Origin of the sequence: Streptomyces sp. CHD11, from assembly GCF_018638295.1 — a bacterium.
Taxonomy (GTDB): Bacteria; Actinomycetota; Actinomycetes; order Streptomycetales; family Streptomycetaceae; genus Streptomyces.
On the sequence record NZ_JABTTS010000007.1, the window covers coordinates 203801 to 230116 of the forward strand.

A 26316-nucleotide genomic window follows, 5' to 3' on the forward strand; every position below is an offset into this window, starting at 1 on the left:
CGAGAAAGAGGAACAGCCAATGGCCCCACAGCACAGGCGGGTCCGAGCCCGCGGAATGGCCGTGGGCGCGGCGGCGGTCATCGTGTCGGCCGCCCTGGCGGCCGGCCCCGCGGCGGGGGCGGTGCGAGCCGAGGACTCCCGTCCCGCACGGCCGGCCCCGACGGAGCCCCCGGCCGCGCCGGCCGTCCCGGCACCCACCGTCCCCACACCGAACATCTCCACACCGGAGGTCCCCGTACCGGAGGCCCCCGTGGTCCCGCCCGTCCACCCGCCCTCGCTCACCCCGCCGTCGGTCACCCCGCCCGGCCAGGAGCAGGACCGCGACGTCCCGGCCTTCGGCGCGTTCCTCGCCTCCGACGACCGCGGTGTGGCCCGCATGCAGCAGCTCAGCCGCTGGCTGGGCGGCGCCGAGCTGCGTGTCGGCCACACCTACCTGCCGGGCAACCGCTGGAGCGACATCGAGGGCGACATCCAGTTCCTCGAGTCGTGGGCGGACTGGCGCAACGCCGAGGACGACCGGATGCTCGTCCTCAACGTCCCCCTGCAGGAGCGCAACGAGGAGGGCGTCTCCGACGAGGAGGTCCGCACCCTGCTGCGGCGGGGCGCGGCCGGGGAGTTCGACCACCACTTCCGTGCCCTCGCCGAGCGGCTGGTCGCACTGAAGGTGCCGGACACGATCCTGGTCCTCGGCTGGGAGATGAACGGCGTCACGTACACCCACCGCTGCGGTCCCGACCCGGAATCCTGGAAGAAGTACTGGAACCGCATCGTCAGGACCATGCGCGCGGTACCCGGCCAGAACTTCACGTTCGACTTCACCCCGAGCCGGGGCCGGGACGCCGTCCCCTGGACGGAGTGCTACCCGGGGGACGACACGGTCGACATCGTCGGAATGGATTCCTACGACCAGCCGTCCGGGATGTCCTTCGACGAACAGATCGAGGAACCCTACGGACTCCAGGCCCACGTCGATTTCGCCAAGGCGCACGGCAAGCCCATCTCCTATCCGGAGTGGGGGCTTTTCCGCAACGGTGACAATCCCGAGTACATGCGGCGCATGCTCGAGTGGATGGAGGAGCACCGGCCGCTCTACAACACGGTGACCGACTACTGCCCGCACGGGGTGTGGCAGTGCGACGACAATCCGGACTCCTCCCGCGTCTACCGGTCCTTTCTCTACGGCCGCACCCATGACGCCGACCCGGACGCCACCCCGGCACCGACCGCGCCGGAGGGACCGCTGCCGCCGCGGAACTGCGCGCCGCTGGACCTGGGCCGCTGGGTGGAGCACTGGCTCGGCGGGAAGCTCTGCCTGCGCTTCGACTGGTGGTCGCGCACCCGCTAGACGGGGACGTCCCCCGGCCGGGTTCACCGCCGTCACCGCTGCACGTCGGCGGCGGTGGCCGGGCCGGGCACCGAGGCGGCGGGCATGGGATCGTCGGCCTCCCGGCCGGCCCGTCCCGGCCGCACGAGCAGGGCCAGCCCGCCCAGCAGGCCGCCCCCGCTCGCCCCGACCAGCACGGTGATCGCCGGTGACGCGGACGCCGGCCCGCTCGGCTTCACCGCGCGGGAGAACTGCACCAGCCGCACCTGCGTGCTGCCCTTGGTGTCCTCCGCGTGCCGGGTCAGCGCGCGCGAGACCGCGTTGGCCATGTCGACGGCCTGCTCGGCCCGCGCGGAGGTGGCCGTGACGGAGACCATCGGCGCGTCCGGCGAGGTCGCCGTGCGCACGCTGTCCCGCAGCGTCCGCACCGGCACCCCGGCCCACACCTGCGCGTCACCGAGCACCGCGAGCTGCGTCGCGACCCGCCCGTACGCCTGGGCGAAACCGCGGGCCGCGTCCGGAGTGGCGTTCTCGGTCGGCACGGCGACGACATAGCTGGTGGCCGAGTACGAGGCGGGCGTGAGCAGGCCGTACGCGCCGCCGATCAGTCCGCCGACGAGCGTGCCCGCCACCAGCGCGGACCAGGCCGGCAGCTTCTTGACGCGGTCCAGGGACGGAAGGCGCCGACGGGTCGGGGTGTCGGTCATGACGAGCTTGCTCCCTTAAGGTGCGGCAGACGTCGACGTGCCGGCGACGGCCGCCGCGTACACGTCCATGAGGCGGGCTGTGCTGCGGGTGATGCTGTAGTGGCGGGCGGCCTCCGCGGCCGTGCGCGGGACCGGGCCCGCCGCCCGGACCTCGGTGATCGCGCGGGCGTACGCCTCCGGACCGCCGCGCACCCGCCGGGCACCGTGGGAGGCCGCCGGCGGCAGGTCCTCGATCGCCGGGCAGGAGGCGTAGAGCACGGGCAGTCCGGACGCCAGCGCCTCCACGGCCGCGAGCCCGAAGGCCTCCTCCGCGGACGGGGAGGCGAACAGGTCCATCGCCGAGGTCAGCGAGGGCAGATCAGGGCCGGGGGAGCCGTCGGGGACGGCGGGGCGTTCCCCGGCGAACAGGACCCGCCCGGCCACCCCGGCCTCATGGGCGGTGCGGCGCAGTACGTGCTCCTCGGGGCCGCCGCCCACCAGCAGCAGCCAGTGGTCCTCCGGGAGCCGGGCCAGCGCCCGGATCAGGACGTCGAACCGCTTGCCCCGGGCGAGCCGGCCGATGCCGCCGACGACGAAGGCGCCGTGCGGCAGACCGAGGCGCCGCCGGGTGCGCTCGCGGCGCTCCGGCTCGAAACGGAAACGGTCCACGTCGATGCCGTTGGGGACGACCTCGATCCGCGGGGCGGGCACCCCCCAGCGCCTCAGCCGGTCGGCCACCGTCGGGGAGACGGCGACCGTCGCCGAGCCGAGCCGCTCGCTCGCCAGATACAGCGCGCGCACCCCCGCGGTCAGCCGCCGCCCCTCCATCTGCGAGTCGCCCAGCGAGTGTTCGGTGGCGACGACCGCGCGGACCCCGGCGGCCCGGGCGGCCGGCCGGCCGTAGACGCAGGCACGGTAGAGGTGGGTGTGCACCAGGTCGTAACCGCCGGAGCGGATCACCTTCACCAGACGGGGCAGGGCGGACAGGTCACGGTTGCCGCCCATGCCCAGATGCACCACGCGGACCCCGTCGGCGCCCAGCCCTTCGGCGACCGGGCCCGGGTTGGTCAGCGTCACCACGTCGCACTCGACGGGCAGATGACGCAGCAGCAGCCGCAACTGCTGCTCCGCCCCGCCGACACCGAGACCGGTGATGATGTGCAGCGCCCTCATCACACGCCCTCCACCGGGCGCCGGCGCAGCCGGTGCAGCCGGAGCTTGAGATACAGGCGCGGCGCCGTGTCGTTCTGCCCCACGTGCGCGCGGGGCAGGGCGTGCGGGCCGGTCAGCGGGCCGGGGTCGATGGCGCAGGCGTAGGCGTAGCCGGCCTTCCGGACGGCCTCGGCCGCGCGGGCGTCGACCGTGCCGTACGGGTAGCAGAAGCCGTGCACCGGGGCGCCGGTCAGCTCGGTGAGGAGGGCGCGGCTCTCGATGACCTCGGCGGCGAGGGTGGCGTCGTCCGCGCGGGTGAGGTCGACGTGGGTGAGGCCGTGCGAGCCGATCTCCACGCCCGCTTCGGCGGCGCGCCGGATGCCGTCCGCGGTCAGCAGCGGCTTGCGCGGGCCCATCGGGTCCCACTCGTTGTCACCGCCGAGCCGTCCCGGCAGGACGAAGAGGGTGGCGCCGCAGTGGAAGCGGTGCAGCAGCGGCAGGGCGGCGGTCAGGAAGTCGGTGTACCCGTCGTCGAAGGTGAGACCGACCAGGCCCCGCCCCTCGCCCCGGGCGCGCGCGGCGAGCAGGTCGGCGACGGACACGCCCCGCAGTCCGCGCCGGCGCAGCCACGCCAGCTGCCGCTCGAACCGTTCGGGTGTGACGGTGATGCGGTACGGGTCGTCCGAGCAGTCGCCGACCGAGTGGTACATCGCCACCCAGGGGACGGGGCCGGGCCGGGGCGCCGGGGGTCTGCCGGTGTCGGGGGAGTCAACGGGAGCGGCCATGTGTGAGCTTTCGTGTGACGGTGCGTACGGAACGCGTCGCGGACGCGCCGAGGACGGACAGGACGAGCGGGACGAAGACGGCGGTCACGGTGAGCGAGCCGGCCGCGAGCGCCGCCGCCGGTGACGCGAACCGGCTCGCGGCGTACGTGCCGGCGGCGATGGCGAGGGCGGAGGCGAGCACCGGCCGGGTCAGCCCGGCCAGGACCCCCCGGACGCCCACCGAGACGCCGGTGGCGGCCTCCCGGCGGCCGGTCCGCAGGCCCGCCAGCAGCAGGACGGCGGTGACGGTGATACCGAGCGCGTTGGCGGCGGCGATCCCCGCCACCCCCCAGCGGTCCACGGTCGAGGCACCGGCCAGCGACGTCACGACGATGCCCGCCGCCATCACCCCCACCGGGTACCAACTGGGTCGGCCCGCGGAGAAGTAGCAGCGGACGAAGGCCCCCACGAGGGTCTGGCCGAGCAGACCGAGCGCGTACACCCGCATGACGTCCGCCGTCGCGGCGGTGTCGGCGGCGGTGAACGCGCCCCGCTGGAAGAGCAGCGAGATCATCTGGGGGGCGCAGGCGACCACCGCGCACATGCCCAGCAGCACCACACAGGAGGCCAGCACCAGGTCCCGCTCCACACGGGCCCGGGCGCGCGCGGTGTCACCGTCGGCGAGGGCACGCGCCACCACCGGGAAGGTGACCGTGCACACCATCAGCGACAGCGTCATCGGGATCTGGGCGACCTTCTGCGCGTAGTTCAGGTGCGAGATGGCCCCGGCGGGCAGGGAGGACGCCAGGAAGCGCTCGACGAGGACCTGCGACTGGCGGCACAGCGCGAACAGCAGCACGGCGGCGATCAGGGCGAACCGCACCTGCCGCTCCGGCTCCCCGGCCGGCCCGTCGGCGGCGGCGGGCCGGGGCGCGCGCGAGCCCAGCTGCCGGCAGAGCGACGGCAGCTGCACCGCCACCATCAGAGCGCCGCCCACCGCGACCCCGACCGCGGCGGAACGCACCCCCCACTCCCCGCCCAGCAGGAACATCATCGCGACGATGCCCGTGTTGTAGGCGACATAGATCGCCGCCGGCGCGAAGAAGCGGCGGTGCGCCCGCAGCGCGGCGCTGCAGTACCCGGCGAGGCCGAACGCCAGCAGGCTGAGCGCGGTGAGCCGGGTGCAGTCCACGGCGAGACGCTGATCGGACAGACCGGGCGCCAGCACCCGGACCAGGTAGGGGGCCCCGGCGGCGACCAGCGCGGCCACCGCGGTGAGGGCCAGGCACAGCCGGGGCAGGGTCGCCCTGACCAGATCGCGCACCGGATCCCCGGGCACGCCCCGGGCGCGCCGCGCCAGCGCCACACTGAACGCGGGGATCAGCGCGATCGCCAGCCCGTCCTCGATCAGCAGCGTGGCGGCGATCTCCGGCACCGTCCACGCGACGAGGAAGGCATCGGTGTCGCTCCCGGCGCCGAACAGCCGCGCCAGCGACTGGTCACGCACCAGCCCCAGCACCGACCCGGCGATGGACAGCGCCGCGGTGACCAGAGCGGCCCGCGCGAGAAACCCCCGGGACGCCGCCGGGCCGGGCGGCGGCGCGGGATCCCGGGGCTCGGGCGCGCCCGGGGCGGGACCGGCGGGCGGGGGGCCGTCGGACGGAGGGCCGTCGGTCCTGAGGCCGCCGGGACCGAGGGCGGGCGGGCCGGGGGTCTGCGAGGGCAGGACCGTCATCGCGCCACCGCCTCCTCGAGCCGCCCGGGGACCTCGCCCGGGTGGACGGTGTCCGGGCGTTCGCCGAGGGGAAAGGCCCACCACGCCGTCAGGCCGAGGGCCACACCGGTCAGCACCGTGGAGGGGCCGCCGATGTCGCCGTACACGAAGTCGGTCAGCTGCCACAGCAGCAGGCCGCAGGCGATCAGGCCGCAGTCGAGGCCGGTGTCCCGGCGGCGCGCCCGCAGCAGCCCGCGTACCGCGCACACCAGCAGCGCCAGCCAGCTGCCGGCGAGGGTGAGCAGCCCGACGAGCCCCTGCTCGCTCAGGACCAGCAGATACATGCTGTGCGGCGAGAGCAGCGCCTGCCTGTGGTACGTCTCGCCCGCGCCCTCGATATCGCTGCCCGACGACAGCGCCAGGGTCGCGTGCCCGTCGCGGTACTCGGGGAAGCCCTTCAACCCCACTCCGGTGAATGGGTGTTCGCGCCACATGCCGGCGGCCGCCGCCCACAGGGTGTACCGGTCGACCACCGACTGGTCCGGGGTGTCGGCGACCTGGGTGATGCTGTCGATCCGCTCCTGCAGCATCGCCGTACCGACCCCGAACCCGCCCATGAGGATCACCGCGGAGGCGATCACGGCCGCCCCCACCTTCAGCGCCCGCCGCAGCCCCGCCAGCGCCAGCTGGGCACCGCAGGTCAGCACGGTCGCGATCCAGGCGCCCCGGCTGAAGGACAGCGCCAGCGGCAGGAGGAGCAGCAGCGCACAGCCGGCCGCGGCCGTCCGCTGCCACCGCGGCGCCCGGCCCAGTGCGAGACCGGCCGCGCACACCACGCCCAGGGACACCGCCGTCGCCATGCCCATCACGTCCTGCGCCCCGAAGGTGCCGACCGCCCGGATGGTCTCGCCCTGGTAGGAGGCGCCGGTCCCGGTGACGTACTGCCGCACCCCCACCGCCCCCTGCCACAGCGCGAGTCCGGTGAACGACCAGGCCAGCACCCGGACGTCGGCCCGCCCCCGGAGCAGCACCAGCACCGCCACCGGGACCAGGACGAAGACCTGCAGATAGCGGCACATGCCGCCGATACCCGCCGCCGCCGAGCTCGCCCCCATGGCGGCGAACGCCAGCCCCACGACGGGCAGTCCCAGCACCACCACCGCGCGGGGCGGCAGCGGCCGCCGGCGTTCCCGCACCAGGCGGATCACGCAGTACCCCACCACCAGCGCGGACACCACGTCCGCGGGCCCCGCGCCGTCCCCCGTCGGCGGCAGCGCCAGCAGGGCGACCACCGCCACCAGCGGCAGCACCGGCCCGAGCGCGGCGGCCCGGTGCGGCAGGGACGGCAGGGACGGCAGGGACGGCGGGGACGACGGCGGGACACAGCTCACGTGGCGTCAGCTCCCCGTCGGCCGGACCAGCGCGGCCGCGGTGCGCAGCAGGATGCAGACGTCCTGCCACAGCGACCAGTCGTCGATGTAGGCGTTGTCGAACCGGCAGCGGTCCTCGATGGAGGTGTCGCCGCGCAGCCCGTGGATCTGCGCGAGTCCGGTGATGCCGGTACGCATCCGGTGCCGGGCCGCGTAACCGGGGTACGTCTGGCTGAACTGGGCTACGAAGTACGGACGTTCGGGCCGGGGGCCGACCAGGCTCATGTCGCCGCGCAGGACGTTCCACAACTGGAGCAGCTCGTCCAGCGAGGTGCGCCGCAGCATGCGGCAGAACCGGCGCATCTCGTTCTCGTTGGCCACGCTCCACCGGGTCGCCGACTCGTGTTCGTCGACCGGGCGGTGGGTACGGAACTTCAGCAGCGTGAACGGCTGTCCGTCCCGGCCGATGCGCTCCTGCCGGAACACCACACCGGGTCCGTCACAGATCCGCAGCGTCACGGCGCACACCAGCAGCAGCGGGCTGACCAGCAGCAGCAGCGTCCCCGACACCAGGATGTCGAGCATCCGCTTGCCGGCGCCGCCCCCGTGCGACGGATCGAGGTCCAGCCGGCGGCAGGCGAACCCGGCCAGCCGCTCCCGCGCCGGGTGGAGCGCCTGGTCGGCGTCGACCTCCCAGACCACGCACCCCGCACCGGCCAGCGACCGCAGCAGCGGCGCCTGTTCGGCCCGTACCGACGGATGGACGGCGAGCACCGCCCGTACGCCGTTCTGGATGACCGCCCGCTCGACCTCCTCGTCCGTGCGCAGCACCGGCACGCCCTCGCCGCCGTCCGCCTGACCGGCGACGATCCCGACCGGACGCACCCCGCACCGCGGATGGCGCAGCACGGCGGCGGCCACGCGCTGCGCGGTCGCCACCGGCCCGACGACGAGCGCGGCCTGCGGATGCCGCCGCAGCGCGGCGCGCCGCCGCCCGTGCACCGCCGCGCGCAGCGCGCAGCCCGCCGCCACCTGCGCGGCGAGGCCGCTCAGCACGGCGGACGCGGACAGTGTCTGCTCCGGCCGGTACGCCGCCCACAGCGCGGCGGTCGCCAGCCAGGCGACCGCCGCACCGCCGCACACGGCGGGCAGTTCGTCCAGGAGCCCCGGCCAGGGTGGCCGGGCGGCGCGCGGCCGGAGCAGCAGCGACGCCAGCACCAGCAGCGCGAGGAGCGAGGGGTGCGGCCGCGTACCGGCGAGCAGGCCCGCGGCGAGCAGGGCGGCGGCGCCGTCCGCGACGAGCAGCGGAACGGGGGAGGCCGGCCGGGCCGGGGGCCGCGAGGCGGGCAGCCGGGGGCCGGTGTCGGTGTCGGTGCCGCGCTGCGGCATGACGGAGACGGGCGAGGATCCGTGCTCCCGCGGCGGTACACCGGGGGAGGGCACGGTACGTTCGGCGGTCACGAGTGGATGGACTCCCTGTGCTCGGAGGGCTCGACGCGCTGTGTCGTCCGGTCGGCCTCGGCGTCCCCGATGACCGTCCGGTGCGGGCACGCCCGTGCCCCGGCGGGCCAGGTGCCGAGCAGATCGCGGTAGACGTCGGCGACCGCCCTCGCGGTCTGCCGCACGTCGTGGAGGGACAGCACATGGCGGCGGCCCCGGTCGCCGAGGGACGTACGCAGCGTCGGGTCGAGCAGCAGCGCGCCGACCGTCTCCGCCAGGGCCCGGGGGTCCTCGGGCGGCACCACGCACGGGGCCGCGAAGGAACGCGGCAGGCTCTCGCGGGCGCCGTCGACGTCCGTGACCACCACGGGCCGCCCGCAGGCCATCGCCTCCAGCGGGGCCAGCGCCATGCCCTCCCAGCGGGACGGCAGGACGACGAGATCGGCGGCCTGGTACCAGGGCGAGGCGTCCGCGACGGCGCCCGCGAAGAGGACCGACCCGGGGGCGGCCGCGCGCAGCCGGTCCCGGTCCGGTCCGTCGCCGACCAGGACGAGCCGCGCGTCGGGCACCCGGCGCAGTACGCCGCTCCAGGCCCGCAGCAGGACGTCCTGCCCCTTCTGCCGGCACAGCCGGCCCACACAGACGGCGAGCGGCGCCTGCGCGGGCAGTCCGGCCAGCGGCGCGAGCCGGGCCCTTACGGCGGCCGCGGGAGCGGGACGGAAGTGCTCGGGGTCGATGCCGTTGGGGACGACGGTCCACCGGCCGGTGATGCCGGCGCGGACACCGGTGGCGCGCTCCGCGTCGCTCACGCACACCACCCGGGAGGCCCAGCGGGCGGCCCACCGCTCCCAGCGCAGTGCCAGGGCGGCGGTGGTGCCGCCCACCGCCTCGAACGACCAGGCGTGCGGCTGGAACACGGTGGGGATCCGGCCGCGCACCGCGAGCCGTCCGGCGAGCCCGGCCTTCGCGCTGTGCGCGTGCACCAGGTCGGGGCACACGTCGTCGAGCAGCCGGGCAAGTTCCCGTACCTCCCCGACGAGCGAGGCGCCCGGGGACCGGCTCGCCCGCCAGTGCCGTACCTGCGCGCCCAGCTGCCGGAGCTGGCCGGTGAGCGCGCTGTCGGGGCAGATGGCGGTGACGTCGAGACCGTCCGCCAGCTGGGCCCTGACCAGATCGGTCACGACCCGGGCGACACCGCCGTCCACGGGCTGGGTGAGGTGCAGGACCCGCGGCCGGCGGCCGGGCACTGACAGGTCCGCGAACACGGCTTCCTCACTCACGCAGGTGGTCGGGGCGGAGGGCGGCGCACTCACCGCCGGGCGTCGACGGCGGCGAAGAGCACACCGGCCCACGCGGCGTCCCGTTGCGACGTCAGCCGGAAGACGGCCCGGTCACCGGCGTGCGGCAGGGCCCCCGCGAGGTCGAACACATCGGAGTCGTAGCCGAGGGTGTTGGCGTACGCCGGCACGCGCGCGGGGGCGGCGCCCCGGGGGTCGGAGATGCTGGAGTTGAGGACGTCGTCGACCGGATTGGCCCCGTCGGCGAACGCGACGGCCGGGGCGTCGCCCGCGGTGAGGACGAGGGAGTCGCCGGTGGCGCCGCGGTCGCCGTTGTACGCCACCATTCCCACCAGGCCCCCGGCGCCCGCGGCGAACGGCAGGTCGCGCAGCGGGAATTCCGCGCCCGCGCGGGAGCCCAGCGGCGCGAATCCGTCCCAGACGCTGAGGTGCCGCAGCGGCTCGGCCGCGTTCTCGTACGCCACCACCAGCGTCCAGCCGCCCCAGCCGCCGGCCGCGGACCTGCCGCCGGCCACGTTGAGCTGCGCCACCGTGTACATGCCCGGCGAGCTGTCGCGCACCAGCCGGGTCACGTCCGCGGAGGCCTGGAAGGCGTCCGCCCCGTCCGCGACGCGGTGGCCCACGACGGTGTCCGCGAGCACTTCCTTGTAGTCGCCGCCGGGTTCGGCGACCAGCACCCGCTCGTTGTCCGCGGCCGGCTTCTGCTCGCCGACGAGCAGGTTGCCGCCCCAGTAGAGGCGGGCGTACGTGACCCGCGAGCCGGCGGGCAGCCGGACCTCCGCGCGGGAGGAGTTGTAGGTGTTCGGGTCCTTGTCGACGTCGATGTAACTCATGTCGAAGTCGCCGTTCACGCCGTGCGCCGTGCCCGCCTGCACCCCGCGGCACGAGGAGACCGCGGTACGGCAGGTGGCGGAGGAGTTGGCGGCGCGCACGATGTTGCCGTGCTGCAGGGCCCGGTAGCGCTCGCCGAAGGCGATGCTGTCCGCCTCCGGCGCGGGCGCGAGGGGCGCGGCGGCCGCGGGGCCGCAGGGCGCGCACAGCGCGGCAAGGGTGAGGACGCCCACCGTCGCATGGCGAAGCAGCTGACCCAGGGTTTGGCGCATGACCGTCGGAGCCTTTCGGAACAGGTGGCGGCGCCAGGCAGCGGGGACGAGTGCGATGCGTCCGCCCATGAGGGTGCTTCGGAGGTTCGCAACTCTAGTCACCAAACGGACAAATTCACCGAAATTCGGCTAAGGGTGGCAAGTGTGTTGGAATCGTGAAGCGAGGGGTGCGTGGCAACCAGCCCGGCACACCGCCTGATCTGGCAGAACGTGCAAGAGGGTGAAGGGGGACACCGAACGGCGCACCCCGGTTGCGGCGGGTCTCCGGCGCTTTGACGGTGAGCACAAGATCCGAAGCCCCGCGAAAGGAACCTTCATGCGCGCTCTGCCGCCCCGGCGCCTCGCACTCGGCACCCTGTGCGCCGCCCTTCTGGCCACCACCACCGGCCCCGCCGCCCTGGCGGCCGACTCGGTACCGGAGCGAGACCGGACGGTCTCCGCCGCCGCGCTGCGCGCACAGGCGCGGGCCGCCGACGCGCACCCGAGCGACCTCTCCCCGGTCGTCGCCCTGGTGAAGGCCGTGCTCGCCGCGGACGGTGGCCAGCTTCCCCCCGACCGGGCCAGGGTGCTGGGTGAGGCGGCGCGGGCCGCCGTGGCCGGGGCGGCGGACGACGACCCCTCGACCTCGATCACCATGACGACGGTGACCACGGCCACCTCGTCGTCGACGGCACAGTCCGCCGCGCCCGCGACCACCCCGGCCCTCACGGACCCGGCGGCCGGCCTGCTCGTGCCGGCCGCCGGGACCACCGGTCTCGCGGACGAGGCGCTGGGCGCCGTACGGGAGACTCTCGACGGCCTCCTCGACCTGCTGCTGCCGAAGGACGCCACCGCGGCCACCACCGGCCAGGAAACCGCGACCGCCGCCGAAGAGGATTCGGTGGCCGCGACCGACGAGGAGTCCGCGCCCGCCCAGGAACCGACGGCGGCCGACGACCTGCTGACCCGGGTGGACGACCTTCTCGACGCCCTGCTCGGCGCCGACCCCGAGGCGTCCGCCGAGGAGCCGGTCGAGGCGTCCGCCGAGGAGCCGGTCGAGGCGTCCGGGGGAACGCCCACCGAGGTGACCACCCTGCCCGCACCGGTCGAAGCGGCGCCGGCCACGTCAGCCGGCACCAGCCCGGCCACGGTCCCCGCACTCCCCTCACTTCTGCTGCCGAACTCCTGAAACCCGTGACGGTGCGGTATTCACCCCATCAAGCACCCCATCAAGCCCTGCGCCCATCGTTCCATCAATCGTTCTTGGATTTCATATGAGGACTCGGCAATCTTCGGCTTCCCGGTTTCCGCTCCGCCCGGGGATCGTTGAGCACGGCGACAGAATTCCCCTCCGGCGCCCCGCGTTGCCGAAGAAAGGAACACGATGAAGTCCCTGAAGGCTGCCGCCGTTCTTGCCGGGTCCCTGATCGCCGCCGGTGTCGCCGCGCCCGCGTATGCCGCGGACTCCACGGACCTGGCGTCCACCGGCCTCGACACCGGCCTGCGCACCGCGGTCCCCTTCGAGCTCATGCCGCTGTACGAGTCGGACTCGCTCGTCGACTCCAACCAGGACTCGCTGCTCGGCACCACGAAGGAAGCGGCCGCCGTCGTGAACGAGGCCAAGCCGGTGCACGGTGATGTGGGGCTGCGCGCCTGAAGTCCATGCCGCGGAATTCGGCCCCCGGTTCTCACCGGGGGCCGATTTCCGTTTGCCGCTCGGGCGGGAATCGGATGTGCCGCTCGGACGGTCGAGGCTCGACCTCGGAGGGAGGCTCGCGGTCCATGACACGCGGGCACGGGAAGAGCCCCGGCGCACGAGGCGGCCGGGGCTCCCGGGGTACTACGACGGACGTCCGTGGCCGTAAGTCCCGGTGGTGCGTCAGTCGTTCACGCAGACGTTGCCGGCCGCCGGGTTGAGGAAGCCGACCACGTTCACGGTGTTGCCGCACACATTGACGGGCACGTGGACCGGAACCTGGACCACGTTGCCGGACACGACGCCGGGCGAGTGGACCGCCGCACCCTCGGCGCCGGAGTGAGCCGAAGCCATTCCGGCGCCGCTGAGCACCACGGCGCCCGTTCCGAGAGCCAGGGTGGCAGCCTTCGCGATGCGAGACATCACGTTCTCCTTACTAGGTCTGGTAAGCGCGGCAGCATGACGCGCGGCCGCACTCTCCGATCAACGCGGGACACCGGCCCGGGACACGGGGTATGTCCCGGGATCACTCTTTGGTCCACCTTTGTGGCGAACGCTGACCCCGCCACGCGCCGCCATTCCGCCGTCTGATGCGCCGCCATACCGCTCTGACCAGGGTCTTCACAGAAAACATACGCATTTGGGCGTTTTGGCTACCGAAAGTCGCAAAGGTCACTTACGTTAGCACCTGTCAGTGACCGATCCCTTACGGATCGTGTCCACTCGAGAAACGGAGAGGTAATGCGCAAGTACCAGAAGGCCGCCGTCGTCATGGCCATGCTCGGCAGCGTCGGCTTCCTCGGCGCCGGCACCAGCTTCGCGGGTGACGAGCCGGAGTTCGAGCTCAACAACAAGCAGGCCAACGCGTGCTCGCAGGAGAACACGGTTCAGGGGCTGATCAACGTCACCGACGCCAACGTCCCGATCGCCGCGCTCCTGGGCCTCAACAACGTCGAGGACGAGACCACGAACGCCGTGAGCTGCGCCAACGGCCTTGCCATCGGCGGCAACGACTGACGCTGCTCAGCTGATCGAATCAGGTCCCGGGGCCCGGACGCAGATGTCCGGGCCCCGGGCCTGTCCGGTTCCATGACCGTTCCGCACGCCCATGACCGGCCCGCCGCGCAGGCGCCGGGGGCGACCTTGGGAGACAACAGATGATCAAGTCGAGAAGTATCGCGTCCACGGCCGCGGGAGTCCTCGCCGGCTTCGCCCTGATCGGCGCCGGCGCCGGCCCGGCCGCCGGTGCCGAGGGGCCCGGCGGGTGCGTCGACGACGGCAGGGGCACCGTCCGCTGTGTGCAGGTGACCGAGGAGCGGCTCACGGTCGACCGGGACGGGACGGTCCGCCACGCCATCAGCGGCTCCGAGCCGGCCTGCTCCGCCTCGGCCGGCGGCATCTCCTGCGAGACCAGCGTGACCACGGACCGCGGAAAGTCCTGACCCTCGCCATTGAATTGTCAGCTTTTACGCTGATCACCTAGGCGCGCTATTGCGCCACACGTGCCCAATCAAGGCAACTCCGCGATTCGGCGTTTCACCCGCTGATTGACGAAGTGAATTCGCCTAATCTTGGCAACTGTCAGAGACCGGTTCATTTCGAACTGTGTCAACGCGAGAAATGGAGAGGTAATGCGCAAGTTCCAGAAGGCCGCCGTCGTGATGGCCATGCTCGGCAGCGTCAGCTTCCTCGGTGCCGGTATCAGCCACGCCGGCGACGAGCCGAGCGCTGAACTCAACAACAAGCAGACCAACGCGTGCTCGCAGAAGAACACGACTCAGGGTCTCATCAACATCGACGACCTCAACCTCGCGCTGGCCATCCTGGGTCTCAACAACGTCGAGGACTCCGACACCGACGCCGTGAACTGCACCAACGGCCTCGCGCTGGGCGGCGAGTGATCACCATCAGGTGATCGGGCAGGCCCGGGGCCCGGATGCGTCATGTCCGGGCCCCCGGGCCTGCCCGCATATGGACGCAGAAAGACTTCGCCGACCGCGGGGTCGACCGTGAGGAAAAGGTAAATGATCAATTCGAAGAAGTTCGTCGCGACGGCCGTCGGGATCCTGGGAAGCTTCGCTCTGCTCGGTGCCGGCGCCGTCCAGGCCGTGGGCGCCGAGAACGCCGTCCAGTGCGCCGGTGACGGCAAGGGCGACACGCGCTGCGTGCAGAAGCACGAGTACCAGGTCACCACCGACGAATACGGAAAGCTCCGCATCGACAACGAGTCGGCGCAGAACTGCACCGGGTCGCACGGAATGTCCTGCGTGTCCACCCTGGTCGTTCCCGGCGAGAAGTCCTGACGCGTCAGCCGCTTCTGGCGTATTCGCCGGTCGTACCGGTCATGGATGAGGGCCGGAACCCGACACCGGGTTCCGGCCCTCATCCATGACCGGCGTCAGGCCGGGGCGGGAGCGCGGCGGGCGCGGGGGACCTCGACGCGGTTGCAGTACGGCAGATCGTCGACGGGGCGGTCGGTACAGAACCGGGCGATCAGGTCCGCCGACTCCTCCCGGCGCTCGACCGTCACCAGATGGTCCGCCTCCCGGACGGTGGTGAACAACGCCCCCGGCATCGTCGCGGCGAGCTCCCGGCCCATCTGCGGGGTGCACAGGGTGTCGTACTCGCCGGTGAACACCAGGGACGGCACGGCGGGGACCGGCAGCGGCCGGTAGCAGCCGTGCGTCATCAGCCGGGTGTTGTGCTCGACCGCCTTGCGGATGTCGTCCGGCGTCTGGTTCATGAACTGGTGCTGGAGCAGCCGGGCCACGGCCGCGTGCCTGCGGACCCTGCCGGCCTCCGGGTTGGACATGAACAGCCGCACCAGCCCGTCGGCGGCCTGCTCGATGTCGCCCCGCGCGAGCGTCCGGGACAGCCGCGGCACGGCCTCGCTGTAGAGCTCGGGCAGCCGGATCGCCGCGGCGGCGAAGATGGCGCGGCGGACGGACTCCGGGTGGCGCTGGGCGAAGCGCAGACCGACGACCTCACCGAAGCAGCCGCCGAACAGGTTCACCTCGGGCATGTCGACGACCGTCAGCATGTGCTGGACCGCGTCGGCGAGGAAGTCGATGTCGTAGCCGGCCGGAAGGAAGTCCGAACCGCCGTAGCCGGGAAGGTCCACGGTGATCAGCGTGCACAGCGGCGCCAGCCACTTCTCGTGGCTCTGCCAGGAGTACCGGTCCTGCGACGAGCCGCCGAGCAGCAGCAACGGCGCGGTCCGCGGGGCTCGTTGACGGACGATCCGGCACGTGTACGCGAATCCCCCGAAGACGAGCCTGTGTTCCTCCGCCTGCTCCGGCGCTGGAGGAAGGGGCCCGGAGTGCCCCGTACGGGGCGGGTCCTGGGCGGCGATGACGGCAGTGCGCATGAGCGGCTCCGGGAAAGGCGCAGCGACGGGGAACCGCTCCATGATTACCAGGAACCACCTATTTAGGACGCAATCACTCAATCATGGGCGATGCGGTCAAAAGTGCTCACGGTCCACGGCGCTCGGGAGACGTGTCGCGGATTGCTGTCGATCACGCGCACGGAGGGAGGGAAGTGCCGGCGGATGATCCGGCAGTCGTACCGGTGACCCGACGGCCGTGCCGGATGCCGGGCTGTCGGCGCTCCGTGTGAACGCCGGAACGGACCTGTACGGCCCCGGTGAAGGTGGGGCGCCCCCGGCAGGACTCGAACCTGCGGCCAAGCGCTTAGAAGGCGCTTGGCGCGTTCGCTCGCGAGCGGCCGCTGACCTGGGCAGCAACCCCTTCCCCTGGCAGCTCGTCACCTGCCGTCGACACGCATTCGACAGGGCCCGAAGTCGGTCTACGGCCTCCGGTAGGCCGAAGGTTCGACACCCGCTTCCGGTTTCCTGCTGAAGGACACGAAGGCGGGGTGCTCAGGGTCTCCTACCTGCATGAGGGCGAAGAGGTCAAGATCGTGGTTCGCGAACCTGTGGAGGTACTGGAGGAACAGCTCCAACTCTTCGTCCGACAGCCGCTCATCGTGCCGCTCGTTTCGCATGAGGCCACGATACGAGCCGAGGGGTTACGGCATCAGCGGCCTTGTCCCGCTAGCGATTGATCGGGATCTCGTAGACGATCTCGCAGTGAGCGGCGGGCACGACGATGTCCGCCGTCTCCACGGGCCGCCCCTGGTCGCTGTAGTACGTCCGTCGGATGTGCGTGACGAGTGCGGCCTTCTGGATGCCGAGTAGCGACGCCTCCTCGGCGGTCGCCTGCCGCGGCTCCGGTTGCTCCACTGCGTGGCCGACGGTGATGCCGATCGCGGCCATGCGGTTCACGACGCCCGCCCCTGCGTGGGGCCCTCCCTCGGGGAGGACGACGAGAGTGCCGGCCGTAAGGTCGTACGGCTCCCAACTCGTCGACAGCTGCACGGGCCTGCCGTCCGCCAGGAACTCGTATGTCGTACGGACGCATAGCTCGCCCTCGTCAATGCCGAGCCGTGCCGCGATCTCCGCCGGCGCCGGCACCTTGGCGTCAGTCCGGCTCTCCCAGTCCCCTTGCCTGCCGACGGCCTTCATGTCCGCGCGGAAGGGCGAGCCGTCGGGCTGCTCGCGCGCCGAGGAACGGACCACCCGTACGCGCTGCCGCGGCTCGGCGACATACGTGCCCGATCCGGCACGACCCTCCAGCACGCCTTGGGAGATCAACAACTCCTGAGCCCGGCGGACCACGTTCTCGCCCACGCCGCACTCTTCGCCGATCTGGGCGCGGGAGGGCAGGCGGTCTCCCGGCTCCCACACGTGCTCCGCGATCCGCCGCCGTAGTTCGTCGGCGATGCGGAGATAGGGCGGCTGCTCAGACATATGGAAAATCTAGTCCACTAGCTCTAACCTAGTTAACTAGCTTCACTCAAAGTGATCGCTGGTGACGGAGGCTGCCCTGTGCCCGCTTCGGGAGTTAGCGCGGCGGCCCTCGCCGCCCGGCTGTCCGCCCTCGGGCTGCTCACGCGAGTGGAGGAACACCCCCGGCACACGTCGGTGGAAGCGGAGGTGCCGGACGCGCTCTCCGCCGAGTCATGGCGGGAGGTCCTGGACGTGGTGGCGGAAGCCGACCGCTTCGGCCTCCTCGCCACCAGCATGAACGGCCGCACCCTCTGGGCGGTCGTACGCAAAACGGTCCCCACGACGGGCGATGTCGGGGGACCGGGCCATCAGCGATAGGAGCTGATCAGCGTGCTCAACCGTATCCGCCAGCTTGTCGCCCTCACCAGAGGGCGAAAGGGCCGGCATCGCCGCTCGTTACCGCCCCTGCCAGGCTCCTCCACCACCCCGGACGCGCCCACGCTCAGTCTGTGCCGTATCTCCGACGCCTCCGACAGCGCACCGCGCCGGTATTCGCTCGCGGGCGAGGACGTCGCGCTCGTCCGTCCGTACGTTCTGGCCTGGGAGCAGCGTGCCCGACCCCGTCCGGTGGTCGTCTCTCCCCGTCTGTCGGCTGAAGCCTGGTCGGCCCTCGCGGGGGTCCGATGATGTCTTCTCGCCGACAACCGCACGTTTCGAGCGCCTCGCCCGTCCCCTACCGCTCGGCCCACTGCCGCATCGGAACCCACCTCGCCTGTGCGGACTTCGCTCCCGCTCCGCCCCCGGTGGGCCTCCCCGTCATCTACGAGAGCTGTGACTGCCCTTGCCACCTGGTGGCGGAACAGGCTGCCCCCACGGAGGTGAACCGGTGAAGGGCGGGAGCCCCGGCGGCATGCTGGTCGCCCACATCGAAATCACCTCGACCACAGTGCAACGCGGCGACATCATCCAACTCGGCGGCCGGCCCTGCCGCGTGCACGACCTCTTTCAGCTTCCGGGCGGAGCCAAGCAACTGGTCCTCGACTCGGGCGAGCTGCTGACCATCCACACGCGGACCCGGCTCCTCGCCGTACGGCCGCTGAGAAGGCGGTGACGGAGGCCATGCCTTCCCGCCATCACGAGATCGCCGACGAACTGAGACGCAAGATCACGGCGGGCGGCTTGAAGGCCGGCGAACGCTTGCCCTCCGAAGCCGAATTGGCCGACGGGTACAAGGTCAGCACGGTCACGCTGCGGCGCGCACTGGCCGTGCTCCAGGGCGAAGGCCTCGTCGACAAGATCCACGGAAAGGGCAACTTCGTCCGCCGCCCTCACCGCAAGACGGTGTACGTCGGCGGCTGGGGCACGCTGGACCCCTGGACCGCCGCCGAAGCCTCTCTGCGCGTCTCGGTCCGAAGTACGACGGTGCAGGCTCACGGGCACCTCACGACCCTGCTCAAGGTGCCGACGGGCAGCCTCCTCGCCGAGTTCTTCTGCGTCAGCCTCGAAGGAGACGCCCCGCACGGGATGGCCCACATCTACATCCCGCGTGACCTGGTCCCGGCCGGGGTGTTCGACGACGAGTCCGTGTGTAGGGAGGCGGTGTCGAGATTTGCCGTCCTCGGCCCACCGCCGGCCACCATCCGGGAGACGGTGTGCGCTCGCCCGCCGACACCTGACGAGACCTCGGCCCTCCGGATCAGCTCAGCCTCACCCGTCCTCGCGATCACCCGCGCCGCGACCGACCCCACCGGCCGCATCGTCGAAGCCGCCCACCTGGTGTTCCCCGGGGACCGCGTCGACGTGGTCTTCACCACCCACCACACGACCGACGAAAGGCAGAGGCAAGGATGACGGCACGTAATGAACTGCGGCTCCTCCCTTGGTCGGGATCGGAGGGCAAGCCCTGCTACCTGAGTACCGATGACTGGGGCGGCTTCATGGCCCGCTTGGCCGACGGCATCGAGGCAGACCAACTCGACTCGGCTGCAGACCTGTTAGAGGAGGCCTCCGAAACCCTCGACGACGATGACGCGGATCCGCAGGAAGTGCAGCTCCTGGCACAAGAACTCACCGGAGCCCTGCGAGATGTCCTCCGCGTCGCGACCAGCCGCGGTCACCGCCTAGCAGCGAGCGAACCACGCAGCATCTGAACGAGGGGGCGTGAGCGGCGCCCGCCCTCGACAGGCCTCCCCGGCGGGAGGGGAACCCGAGCACAGACCCGGGCTCCCCTCCCCGTCCCGTTCTATGCGTGCCCCGTGGGGGCGATGCCCCGGGCGAACGGCTGTGTTGGGCCCTCGTCTGGCCAGGTTGCTATCACCGTGATTCCCTGCCGCGGCCCGCCCGGTCTGCTGCGTTTGTGGTGCGACGTTGAGGCGAAGGGCGTCTTGTCGTTAGGAGGCGTCAAGACTGCTCGCACCCTGCACAACGGACTGAGCAACGTTGGTGAAGGTGTAGACATGACTGTGAGCGGTGTTCAGGGCGGCATCGAAAGTTTCGCTTGCGCGGTGGAGTTCTTGTGCTGCGCTCTCGGTCGCGTACGCCCAACGCCACTGCATTGCGGCAGTGAGACATCTGTCAACGGCGTTGAATAGCTCGGCGGCGGCCGCTGTCGCCGTCTCTGGGCTGTCGATACGCACTGACCAGAGGGTGCGTCGGGCGGCAATGACATGGGGGACGACGTCTTCGTTAAGTTGTTCGTACGCCCTGTCCACTACTTCAGGGCCGGCTTGCGACAGGCATCGTCCTGCTGACTCAAGACCATCGAGAGCAGCTTGGGCGGAATCTAGATAAAGCGCATAGGTGGTCCGTTGGTTCTCGCGCAGCCACCGATCCCGTTCGGCAGTCGATTGGGCTCGGTGTTGCCATCGCAGAGACCACCAAGTCAGCGTGCTTGCTGTACCGGTGGCGATGGCTCCGGTCAAAGCACCGAGCACCGCTGCCCAACCCTGGTCCATAGATGGATAGATGCCCGCCTTAGCGCAGTACGAAGCAGTAGTGCCAGCTCGGAGCCCTGAGCTTGGAAGCTTTAGTTTCTTGTCGGCGGTTGCTGCGCCGACCTGCGGTGGAGTGGTGTTGGAGCCTGGTCGCACCCGGGGCCAGTCCCCGCTGTTCTCTGTGGTTCCCCGCAGGATCTGGCTGCCAATGGCACGGTCCCTTCGCCTGGAACGTCCCTTGGCGGAGCTGGGGCCCCGGAGTGTCTGAGCCTCAGCCGACGACAGTCAGCCACGACGGCGAGCGCACCGACCGACCACGCACGCGTATGCCTCGCCGCACCCCCACCGGCCTCAGCCACGCTGCCATGTCGTCGACCAGGGCGAGCCGCGCCGGCGGAAGCGTGGCGGTGAGACCTTGACTGATGACCTCTTCGTCCCGAAGCAACTTGGGTGGGGGTGCTGCCTTGGGCTGGTGTCTCTCTCACCTGCGTCGATGGTCCGCAGGCGTCCGCGCTTGTCCGCCGCTGTCTGTCGGGGTTGTCACGCAATTAGACACTCACCCAGCAGGCGCTATGCGAGCTTCAGTCGCCCGCGAACCACAGGTAACTGCCTGGAGTGGCTGCGCACTCGCCCAGCATCCTCGCTAGGTCGTCCAATGCGGCGAGCTGACGCTCGTCACTGCATCGTTGCTTCAGATCGCCAATCTCACGGACGGCGGCTGCGGCCTCCTGCTCGTTCATCAACGTATCCCCGTACAGATCGACGGCAGTGAGCCTCCCGGGTACGCCGAGGAGCTGAAGCGAGCCGAGCGCATCGGCCAGAGCGTCGCCATGCCCGTAGGAGCTCTGCAAGAGCGTCGCACGCCAGTTCTTGCGTGCCGGCCGTGATGAGTGCAGCTCCAGATCAATCCCCATGCCTCATGATGCACACGCTGTGCTGTTGGACAGCTGTTCGTGACCTGCGCGGCCACACGTGGTCAAGGCCCTTCGCTCACAGGTGTCTTCTTGCCCTGGGTCTTGCCGGGGATCTTGGTGACCTGCGTTTTCCCTGCTCAGAGGCAGTGGGCTCGTGCGCTTGGTGGTCATCGTTGGTCGTCATTGGCCACTGCCGAGCGACCTCGGACGGCCCAGAGACGGCCCAGCTCTGCCGCACTTGACTGACGGTCGGCACCTGCGATGCGCCCCGTCTGTGCCTCAGCCGACGACAGTCAGCCACGACGGCGAGAACACTGACCGACCACGCACGCGTATGCTCCACTGCACCCCACCGGCCTCAGTCACGTTGCTAACACCGTTGACCAGAGAGCCACGACGGCCAGCCCGCCACGACGAAGCCTGAGCCATCAGTTTGGGAAGCTCGTGTCTCCCTACCCACATCGCCTCGCTGGCCCGCGGCCATGGGCGCTGGCTCTCTGGTGGGCGCCACTTGATTCCCCGCTCTTCCCCTTCGCTCCCCGTACAACCTGGCATGTGTCTGGCACGATCCCTTCGTCCCCGAACTACCTGGCATTCGTCGTGTGATCACGATGGCCGCATCCAGGGCAAGCCGGCCGTCGAGCAGAGGTCCAGCCGCTACTCTCTCGTCTCGCCCTCGGCTTCGGCCGACGCGCGGCGCTTGCGCCAAGCCCGAGTGGTGGCTCCTGCTACTCCTGCCGTGACGATCTGGACGGGAAGTTCTGTGAGCAGTCCCGTGAGAGCGAGGTCGAAGAGGTGCTGGACGGTGTTCATCGGCTGGGCTCCTGGGCGTTCAGGATGGTTGGTGACGGATTTACGTTCTTGGAGTGGCTGAGGGCTGGTCTACTTGTTCGGGGCTTCGCTGGGATAAGCCCGGATAACCCGGGTTGTTCGCTGGACAGGAGGACTGTGTGGCCGGTGGGGGCAGACGGACGCGGCCATGGGGGCCATTGAAGGGATCGTCTGTTGAGGCAAACGCCGTCGCTCAGGTGCTGAGGCAGTGGCTGGACAGGGAGGGCATGCGTGTCGACGACGTCCACAGGAAGCTCACTCCAGAGCACTTCGCTGACGGACGGGTCCCGAGCCGGTCGACGGTGTCCGAGCGTTTAGCCGGCGTCGGGTTGCACCGGGACTTCATCGAGGCCATAGCTGACGTCTGCTCACAGGATGCCGTGGGCAGGGATCGTCTCCTGGCTCAGGCGGATTCCGCCCGTCGACATGCGGTCGTCAATGCGCCTAAAGAGGCGGACACTGGCGTTGCCCTTGAGAACCAACTTGTCATCGTGCAGCAACGGTCGATCGCGGTCTCCGACAAGCTGGTGCGGGCGATGGAACGTGCGTCACAGCTTGAGCGTGAGCGTAACGAAGCGAACCAGATGGTGTTCGTGTTGCTGGCTATGGTGGACAAGCTGCACCGGGACATCGACGCGTTGGTACGAGAGCGCGACCGTATACACGATGCCTCCTCCGTACATGTTGAGTTGGAGGAGGTGCAGGAGCACCTGGTGCGCAGTGAGCAGCAGCGTGTCACGGCGGAAGCCGAGCTAGAACGTGCTCGCGCCGAGCGTGAGAAAGCCGACCGACTTGCCGAAGAGGCTGCCGAGCAAGTTCACCTTCTCACGGAGGAACTCGCACGCCTCCGTGGTCAGGTACCCGGCCCGGACACGGATAGCTCCCCGCCTCCGCAGGCTGTGGCACCCGACCTACGGAACGCGTTGGGCGGTACTACCGATGACATCGAACTGGCGCTTATAAAGGCTGCACGGCACTTGGACGACCGCGCTGACCGACTCGATCAGCTCGCCTCCGAGATCCACCTGGACAACCCGCCGGACAACTCTCCTGCCTTGGAGGTTACGGTGGACAACACTTCCGAAGCTGGCTACAGCCTCATCCCTGAGCCGAGCGCAGCGGTAAGCGTCTCAACCCCGATTGGCCCGAGCGCCTTCGAAGCGTTCTGTCGCATGCACTACCCGGCCTATCTTGCCTGGGCGCGTACCTACCTGGGCACCGAGGCCGATGCCGCAGACGCTGTTAGCTTGGCGCTTGAGGAACTGCTCAGACACTGGACAGACGTGCTGAAAATGGCGAGTCCGGAGGCAGGTGCTTGGCAACTGATGAAGGCCCGGATCCGCCAGTTCGCCGAAGGCCGGGGCTGGGACGAGGCGCTCATGCAGTCTGTCATTGACAGTGAAGCGCTGCGCGACGCGGTCGATCCGGGAAAGCAGGTGAAGGAGACCCTTCGTCTCTTCCTGGCCATCACGACACTCCCTGAAAAGCAGCATGATGTCGTGATACTGGTACACATCCATGGCTATTCCATTGAAAATGCCGCCTATCACCTAGGTATGGGTCATGGAACCGTACGGCACTTGGACCTTCAGGCCCGGCGTGCCATTCGTCGCGACTTAGGAATCGTCAGGTGATTAATTCTGGGCCACGGCTCTAGCCTTGCACATTCATGGGACGGTCTGTCTGCGCAGCGAGCGGATTCGGGCCGTCGTTAGACACTACCGTTTACCCCGTAAGCCTACCTGACTTTCTGTAGTCTAGGAGTCGCTGCGTGACGAGCACCACCCGCGCCAATCCCCAGATGTGGCCGCAATGTGATCGGGCCCTGGCGTGTCAGGGCATACAAGTACCCGGCCATACTGCATGCCTTGCCCACTTGAATGAGACAGACCGCGACGCTTATCTGGCAACTTTGGTGCCGGGTGCGGACGTCGATCACCGCGGCACCTCCTTTACTAGGGACTTGCTCAATTCTCTACTGAGCTCTCTTCGCGACCCCGTCACGGGTGAATGTCGTTTCGGTCACGCTCGCCTCAATGGGGCGAACTTCCAGGATGCGCACTTCGAAGGAGTAGCATTTTCTGGGGTTGCAAGTTTCGACGGGGTGATCTTCCATGGCCACGCAGAATTCACTATGGCCACCTTCTGTGAGAATGCAAGATTCGTCGATGCGACTTACAATGGTGACGCCCGCTTCACCCGAGTAGTCTTCACTGCAAATGCCTACTTTGGGGGGGCTACCTTTCAAGGTAGTGCCGATTTCGCCGCGACGGATTTCGTTCGAGATGCACTCTTTAATGGAGTGACGTGTAGGGGCAACGTCGCGTTTCTAGGAGCAAATTTTGGAGACACCGCGGAATTTAGTAAGGGAGTCTTTGGTCGCTACGCTGGTTTCTCTAGGGCGAACTTCGTGCGTGCCGCCGTGTTCACGGAGGCAACTTTCAATGGTCTAGCCGGGTTTGACGCATCAAAATTCAATGGTGCGACCGATTTCCGAAATGCTGCTTTCGATGGAAACGCTCGGTTTGATGGTGTTGTATTTGCCGGTGAAGTAGATTTCGTCGGGGCGCGCTTTGACGTAGTGACGAATTTTGGGCCGGTAGTATGCAGTGGACTCCTCGATCTCTCTGAGGCGGTTTTTCCCGCACCAGTGACATTTGAACTTTCTGCACGGGCCGTAAGCTTTGTGCGTACCCGGTGGGAGTCAACGGCTACACTTCGAATTCGTTACGCGTCCGTAGATTTGACTCAGGCGGTCCTATCCTTCCCTGTGGCTGTTACGGCTCACCCTGCACCGTTCAACTTTCATAATGAACATGGGGAAGAGGAGCTGCTGGATGAGTCATCGCTATCCAGCGACTCCGCCTCGGTACGGGTGACATCAGTTCAAGGAGTGGACGCAACTCACCTGGTACTCATCGACACGGACCTGACTGAATGCGTGTTTTTCGGTGCCTTCCACCTTGACCAGCTCCGTCTGGAAGGGCGCACCGTCTTCGGACAGCCTCCTGTTGGCATGGGCCTCAACCCGGTTCGATGGACGCGGCGACGGACGCTTGCCGAGGAACACCATTGGCGCGCTGTGGCAGCCGGCCAGCCCGCCTTGCCAACAGGACAACTTCCTTCATCTCGAGTGTGGCGAACTGGCCCACATCACTCTGATCCGAATCGTTCTCCGGATCCGGAGGACGTCGCTGCCTTGTATCGACAGCTACGCAAGGCGTTCGAGGACGGCAAGAACGAGCCGGGGGCGTCAGACTTCTACTACGGTGAGATGGAAATGCGTCGCCATGACCACACGAGCACCCCGGCTGGCGAACGGGGCCTGCTGTGGGCGTACTGGCTCCTTTCCGGTTACGGACTCCGGGCTTCCCGCGCACTGGGTTGGCTCGCTATCGCTCTGCTGGTAACGATCTTCCTGATGATGGGTTGGGGACTGCCTGACTCATCTCCGAAGCAGACCGCAAGTGGTGCCGTCTCCGCTGGTGGCGGTCATGTATCTCTGGTAGTGGACAAGACTGAACCGGAGCTCACCGTGCCGTCTGCTCAACGCTTCACTGCTGAGCGATTCGACAAGTCGATACAAGTGGTCCTAAATAGCGTGGTCTTCCGGTCCAGCGGTCAGGACCTCACCACCGTTGGCACCTATACGGAAATGATCAGCCGCTTCACTGAGCCGGTCCTCTTGGGTCTGGCAATCCTCGCCATGCGTGCCCGCATCAAACGCTGACCGTCATCGGTGGTGTGATGGATCACGCCGCATCTTCACTTTATTGAGACATAGTTTCTTTGCAGAACGGGGCCATTATCAGAGTTAGGTCGGCGTAGCGGGTTTGGGCTGGAGCTGCTTTGGGGCGAGTGATTATGGCCCCGTAAGCTTTCGCGCGTCGGGCAGTCTGTGGACCTGCCCGTTAAAGCACGACGTTGGGGCCAAGATCTTAGAGGCTCGCCCCAAAGTGGCTGCCTAAAGCCGTGGAGCCGGCCACCCCAGCCACAGAGGGTGTCTCCCACTTGTGCCCGCAGCCGCCGAGCGCGCCGCCGGGCGCGGCCAGCCGGGGCGAAGACAGGAGGCAGGCCGCGCCGCAGAGGCGGCGCGCGCCCGCGCCGTGCGCGGGCCTTGATGAAGGAGAGAAAGTCTTATCCCATTGGGATGAGGTGCTGTTGTCCGGTCCCGGGAGATGCTTGACACTTCGATCCCAGCTGATGGTTGACGGTGGCCGTGATCGGCTTTTCTGTGCACGTCGTGGCGGCGTGTGGCAGGAGGCCGGGATTGGCTCTGGTGGAGTTGTCGGTTGTCGAGCAGAGATACCGGGCTGTGCTTGC

At 69.6% G+C, this 26316-nt stretch carries 27 protein-coding genes and 1 tRNA gene; 13 read left to right on the forward strand and 15 right to left on the reverse strand.

Features of this window, described 5'->3' with window-relative positions:
• Positions 1-19: 19 nt before the first annotated feature.
• Positions 20-1345 carry a glycoside hydrolase family 26 protein gene (locus HTV45_RS09650; protein WP_215205239.1) on the forward strand — a complete coding sequence of 442 codons (1326 nt, stop codon included), beginning with the start codon at positions 20-22 and terminating at the stop codon, positions 1343-1345.
• A gap of 32 nt (positions 1346-1377) precedes the next feature.
• Here HTV45_RS09650 and HTV45_RS09655 read toward each other — a convergent pair whose 3' ends face one another.
• Genes HTV45_RS09655 through HTV45_RS09690 form a run of 8 tightly spaced genes read right to left on the reverse strand, consistent with a single transcriptional unit; the run spans position 1378 to position 10851 of the window.
• Complete coding sequence (locus tag HTV45_RS09655) at positions 1378-2031, reverse strand: lipopolysaccharide biosynthesis protein (RefSeq protein ID WP_215205240.1); 654 nt, start codon at positions 2029-2031, stop codon at positions 1378-1380.
• Between the two features lie 15 nt (positions 2032-2046).
• Positions 2047-3183, reverse strand: coding sequence for a glycosyltransferase (locus HTV45_RS09660; RefSeq protein ID WP_215205241.1), 1137 nt, complete (start codon positions 3181-3183; stop codon positions 2047-2049).
• Complete coding sequence (locus HTV45_RS09665; protein WP_215205242.1) at positions 3183-3947, reverse strand: polysaccharide deacetylase family protein; 765 nt, start codon at positions 3945-3947, stop codon at positions 3183-3185. Before HTV45_RS09665 ends, HTV45_RS09660 begins: the two co-directional genes overlap by 1 nt.
• Complete coding sequence (gene murJ / locus HTV45_RS09670; protein WP_215205243.1) at positions 3931-5661, reverse strand: murein biosynthesis integral membrane protein MurJ; 1731 nt, start codon at positions 5659-5661, stop codon at positions 3931-3933. Before murJ ends, HTV45_RS09665 begins: the two co-directional genes overlap by 17 nt.
• Positions 5658-6998 (reverse strand): O-antigen ligase, encoded by a 1341-nt coding sequence (locus HTV45_RS09675; RefSeq protein WP_251691853.1) that lies wholly within the window; start codon positions 6996-6998, stop codon positions 5658-5660. The genes murJ and HTV45_RS09675 overlap by 4 nt, the downstream gene beginning before the upstream one ends.
• A gap of 39 nt (positions 6999-7037) precedes the next feature.
• On the reverse strand, positions 7038-8471 hold the full coding sequence (locus HTV45_RS09680) for an exopolysaccharide biosynthesis polyprenyl glycosylphosphotransferase (protein WP_215205244.1): 1434 nt from the start codon (positions 8469-8471) through the stop codon (positions 7038-7040).
• Positions 8468-9730, reverse strand: coding sequence for a glycosyltransferase (locus HTV45_RS09685; protein WP_308309370.1), 1263 nt, complete (start codon positions 9728-9730; stop codon positions 8468-8470). The genes HTV45_RS09680 and HTV45_RS09685 overlap by 4 nt, the downstream gene beginning before the upstream one ends.
• 29 nt (positions 9731-9759) lie before the next feature.
• Positions 9760-10851, reverse strand: a complete 1092-nt coding sequence (locus HTV45_RS09690) for a DUF3344 domain-containing protein (protein ID WP_215205245.1) — start codon at positions 10849-10851, stop codon at positions 9760-9762.
• A gap of 316 nt (positions 10852-11167) precedes the next feature.
• On the opposite strand from HTV45_RS09690, the gene HTV45_RS09695 reads away from it, so the two are divergent.
• Both HTV45_RS09695 and HTV45_RS09700 read left to right on the forward strand, forming a co-directional pair.
• Entirely contained in the window at positions 11168-12019 is an 852-nt protein-coding gene (locus HTV45_RS09695) for a hypothetical protein (protein ID WP_215205246.1), read from the forward strand.
• A 195-nt stretch (positions 12020-12214) separates the two neighbouring features.
• On the forward strand, positions 12215-12487 hold the full coding sequence (locus tag HTV45_RS09700; RefSeq protein ID WP_215205247.1) for a hypothetical protein: 273 nt from the start codon (positions 12215-12217) through the stop codon (positions 12485-12487).
• A 222-nt stretch (positions 12488-12709) separates the two neighbouring features.
• On the opposite strand, the gene HTV45_RS09705 is transcribed toward HTV45_RS09700, so the two are convergent.
• Positions 12710-12949, reverse strand: a complete 240-nt coding sequence (locus tag HTV45_RS09705) for a chaplin (RefSeq protein WP_215205248.1) — start codon at positions 12947-12949, stop codon at positions 12710-12712.
• Positions 12950-13267: 318 nt separating this feature from the next.
• Between HTV45_RS09705 and HTV45_RS09710 the strand changes: the two genes are divergently transcribed.
• The 4 genes from HTV45_RS09710 to HTV45_RS09725 all read left to right on the forward strand — a co-directional run bounded on the left by HTV45_RS09710 (position 13268) and on the right by HTV45_RS09725 (position 14829).
• Positions 13268-13543: a hypothetical protein gene (locus HTV45_RS09710; protein WP_215205249.1), complete on the forward strand. Its 276-nt coding sequence runs from the start codon at positions 13268-13270 to the stop codon at positions 13541-13543.
• A gap of 140 nt (positions 13544-13683) precedes the next feature.
• Positions 13684-13968, forward strand: a complete 285-nt coding sequence (locus HTV45_RS09715) for a hypothetical protein (RefSeq protein WP_215205250.1) — start codon at positions 13684-13686, stop codon at positions 13966-13968.
• A 189-nt stretch (positions 13969-14157) separates the two neighbouring features.
• Positions 14158-14427 (forward strand): hypothetical protein, encoded by a 270-nt coding sequence (locus tag HTV45_RS09720; RefSeq protein WP_215205251.1) that lies wholly within the window; start codon positions 14158-14160, stop codon positions 14425-14427.
• Positions 14428-14550: 123 nt separating this feature from the next.
• Positions 14551-14829, forward strand: coding sequence for a hypothetical protein (locus HTV45_RS09725; protein ID WP_215205252.1), 279 nt, complete (start codon positions 14551-14553; stop codon positions 14827-14829).
• Between the two features lie 95 nt (positions 14830-14924).
• On the opposite strand, the gene HTV45_RS09730 is transcribed toward HTV45_RS09725, so the two are convergent.
• From HTV45_RS09730 to HTV45_RS09745, 4 genes are all read right to left on the reverse strand, one after another.
• Positions 14925-15893 (reverse strand): alpha/beta fold hydrolase, encoded by a 969-nt coding sequence (locus HTV45_RS09730; protein WP_251691822.1) that lies wholly within the window; start codon positions 15891-15893, stop codon positions 14925-14927.
• Between the two features lie 290 nt (positions 15894-16183).
• Positions 16184-16266, reverse strand: a tRNA-Arg gene (locus tag HTV45_RS09735).
• A 67-nt stretch (positions 16267-16333) separates the two neighbouring features.
• Positions 16334-16531 carry a hypothetical protein gene (locus HTV45_RS09740; protein ID WP_215205254.1) on the reverse strand — a complete coding sequence of 66 codons (198 nt, stop codon included), beginning with the start codon at positions 16529-16531 and terminating at the stop codon, positions 16334-16336.
• 49 nt (positions 16532-16580) lie between these two features.
• Positions 16581-17336, reverse strand: a complete 756-nt coding sequence (locus tag HTV45_RS09745) for a GntR family transcriptional regulator (protein ID WP_215205255.1) — start codon at positions 17334-17336, stop codon at positions 16581-16583.
• A gap of 78 nt (positions 17337-17414) precedes the next feature.
• Here HTV45_RS09745 and HTV45_RS09750 point away from each other — a divergent pair, with 78 nt between their 5' ends.
• The 4 genes from HTV45_RS09750 (at position 17415) to HTV45_RS09765 (ending at position 19465) form a co-directional block, all read left to right on the forward strand.
• Positions 17415-17693: a hypothetical protein gene (locus tag HTV45_RS09750; RefSeq protein ID WP_215205256.1), complete on the forward strand. Its 279-nt coding sequence runs from the start codon at positions 17415-17417 to the stop codon at positions 17691-17693.
• A 508-nt stretch (positions 17694-18201) separates the two neighbouring features.
• Positions 18202-18426 (forward strand): hypothetical protein, encoded by a 225-nt coding sequence (locus HTV45_RS09755; protein ID WP_215205257.1) that lies wholly within the window; start codon positions 18202-18204, stop codon positions 18424-18426.
• Positions 18427-18434: 8 nt separating this feature from the next.
• The gene (locus tag HTV45_RS09760) at positions 18435-19166 is read left to right on the forward strand and encodes a GntR family transcriptional regulator (RefSeq protein WP_251691823.1); all 732 of its coding nucleotides are present in this window, start codon (positions 18435-18437) and stop codon (positions 19164-19166) included.
• Positions 19163-19465 carry a hypothetical protein gene (locus tag HTV45_RS09765; protein ID WP_215205259.1) on the forward strand — a complete coding sequence of 101 codons (303 nt, stop codon included), beginning with the start codon at positions 19163-19165 and terminating at the stop codon, positions 19463-19465. The genes HTV45_RS09760 and HTV45_RS09765 overlap by 4 nt, the downstream gene beginning before the upstream one ends.
• A gap of 1364 nt (positions 19466-20829) precedes the next feature.
• Here HTV45_RS09765 and HTV45_RS09770 read toward each other — a convergent pair.
• Entirely contained in the window at positions 20830-21162 is a 333-nt protein-coding gene (locus tag HTV45_RS09770; RefSeq protein ID WP_215205260.1) for a hypothetical protein, read from the reverse strand.
• Between the two features lie 657 nt (positions 21163-21819).
• A complete protein-coding gene (locus HTV45_RS09775) occupies positions 21820-21975 on the reverse strand; it encodes a hypothetical protein (RefSeq protein WP_215205261.1) in 156 nt (51 codons plus the stop codon).
• 245 nt (positions 21976-22220) lie between these two features.
• On the opposite strand from HTV45_RS09775, the gene HTV45_RS09780 reads away from it, so the two are divergent.
• On the forward strand, positions 22221-23627 hold the full coding sequence (locus HTV45_RS09780; protein WP_215205262.1) for an RNA polymerase sigma factor: 1407 nt from the start codon (positions 22221-22223) through the stop codon (positions 23625-23627).
• 137 nt (positions 23628-23764) lie between these two features.
• Complete coding sequence (locus tag HTV45_RS09785) at positions 23765-25723, forward strand: pentapeptide repeat-containing protein (protein WP_308309375.1); 1959 nt, start codon at positions 23765-23767, stop codon at positions 25721-25723.
• Positions 25724-26316: the final 593 nt, after the last annotated feature.

Excerpts from the sequence above, each read along its gene's own strand:
- HTV45_RS09650 (WP_215205239.1), top strand. The coding sequence starts at position 20 with ATGGCCCCACAGCACAGGCGGGTCCGAGCCCGCGGAATGGCCGTGGGC.
- HTV45_RS09655 (WP_215205240.1), bottom strand. The coding sequence starts at position 2,031 with ATGACCGACACCCCGACCCGTCGGCGCCTTCCGTCCCTGGACCGCGTC.
- HTV45_RS09660 (WP_215205241.1), bottom strand. The coding sequence starts at position 3,183 with ATGAGGGCGCTGCACATCATCACCGGTCTCGGTGTCGGCGGGGCGGAG.
- HTV45_RS09665 (WP_215205242.1), bottom strand. The coding sequence starts at position 3,947 with ATGGCCGCTCCCGTTGACTCCCCCGACACCGGCAGACCCCCGGCGCCC.
- murJ (WP_215205243.1), bottom strand. The coding sequence starts at position 5,661 with ATGACGGTCCTGCCCTCGCAGACCCCCGGCCCGCCCGCCCTCGGTCCC.
- HTV45_RS09690 (WP_215205245.1), bottom strand. The coding sequence starts at position 10,851 with ATGCGCCAAACCCTGGGTCAGCTGCTTCGCCATGCGACGGTGGGCGTC.
- HTV45_RS09695 (WP_215205246.1), top strand. The coding sequence starts at position 11,168 with ATGCGCGCTCTGCCGCCCCGGCGCCTCGCACTCGGCACCCTGTGCGCC.
- HTV45_RS09700 (WP_215205247.1), top strand. The coding sequence starts at position 12,215 with ATGAAGTCCCTGAAGGCTGCCGCCGTTCTTGCCGGGTCCCTGATCGCC.
- HTV45_RS09705 (WP_215205248.1), bottom strand. The coding sequence starts at position 12,949 with ATGTCTCGCATCGCGAAGGCTGCCACCCTGGCTCTCGGAACGGGCGCC.
- HTV45_RS09710 (WP_215205249.1), top strand. The coding sequence starts at position 13,268 with ATGCGCAAGTACCAGAAGGCCGCCGTCGTCATGGCCATGCTCGGCAGC.
- HTV45_RS09715 (WP_215205250.1), top strand. The coding sequence starts at position 13,684 with ATGATCAAGTCGAGAAGTATCGCGTCCACGGCCGCGGGAGTCCTCGCC.
- HTV45_RS09720 (WP_215205251.1), top strand. The coding sequence starts at position 14,158 with ATGCGCAAGTTCCAGAAGGCCGCCGTCGTGATGGCCATGCTCGGCAGC.
- HTV45_RS09725 (WP_215205252.1), top strand. The coding sequence starts at position 14,551 with ATGATCAATTCGAAGAAGTTCGTCGCGACGGCCGTCGGGATCCTGGGA.
- HTV45_RS09730 (WP_251691822.1), bottom strand. The coding sequence starts at position 15,893 with ATGCGCACTGCCGTCATCGCCGCCCAGGACCCGCCCCGTACGGGGCAC.
- HTV45_RS09740 (WP_215205254.1), bottom strand. The coding sequence starts at position 16,531 with ATGCGAAACGAGCGGCACGATGAGCGGCTGTCGGACGAAGAGTTGGAG.
- HTV45_RS09745 (WP_215205255.1), bottom strand. The coding sequence starts at position 17,336 with ATGTCTGAGCAGCCGCCCTATCTCCGCATCGCCGACGAACTACGGCGG.
- HTV45_RS09760 (WP_251691823.1), top strand. The coding sequence starts at position 18,435 with ATGCCTTCCCGCCATCACGAGATCGCCGACGAACTGAGACGCAAGATC.
- HTV45_RS09765 (WP_215205259.1), top strand. The coding sequence starts at position 19,163 with ATGACGGCACGTAATGAACTGCGGCTCCTCCCTTGGTCGGGATCGGAG.
- HTV45_RS09770 (WP_215205260.1), bottom strand. The coding sequence starts at position 21,162 with ATGGGGATTGATCTGGAGCTGCACTCATCACGGCCGGCACGCAAGAAC.
- HTV45_RS09775 (WP_215205261.1), bottom strand. The coding sequence starts at position 21,975 with ATGAACACCGTCCAGCACCTCTTCGACCTCGCTCTCACGGGACTGCTC.
- HTV45_RS09780 (WP_215205262.1), top strand. The coding sequence starts at position 22,221 with ATGCGTGTCGACGACGTCCACAGGAAGCTCACTCCAGAGCACTTCGCT.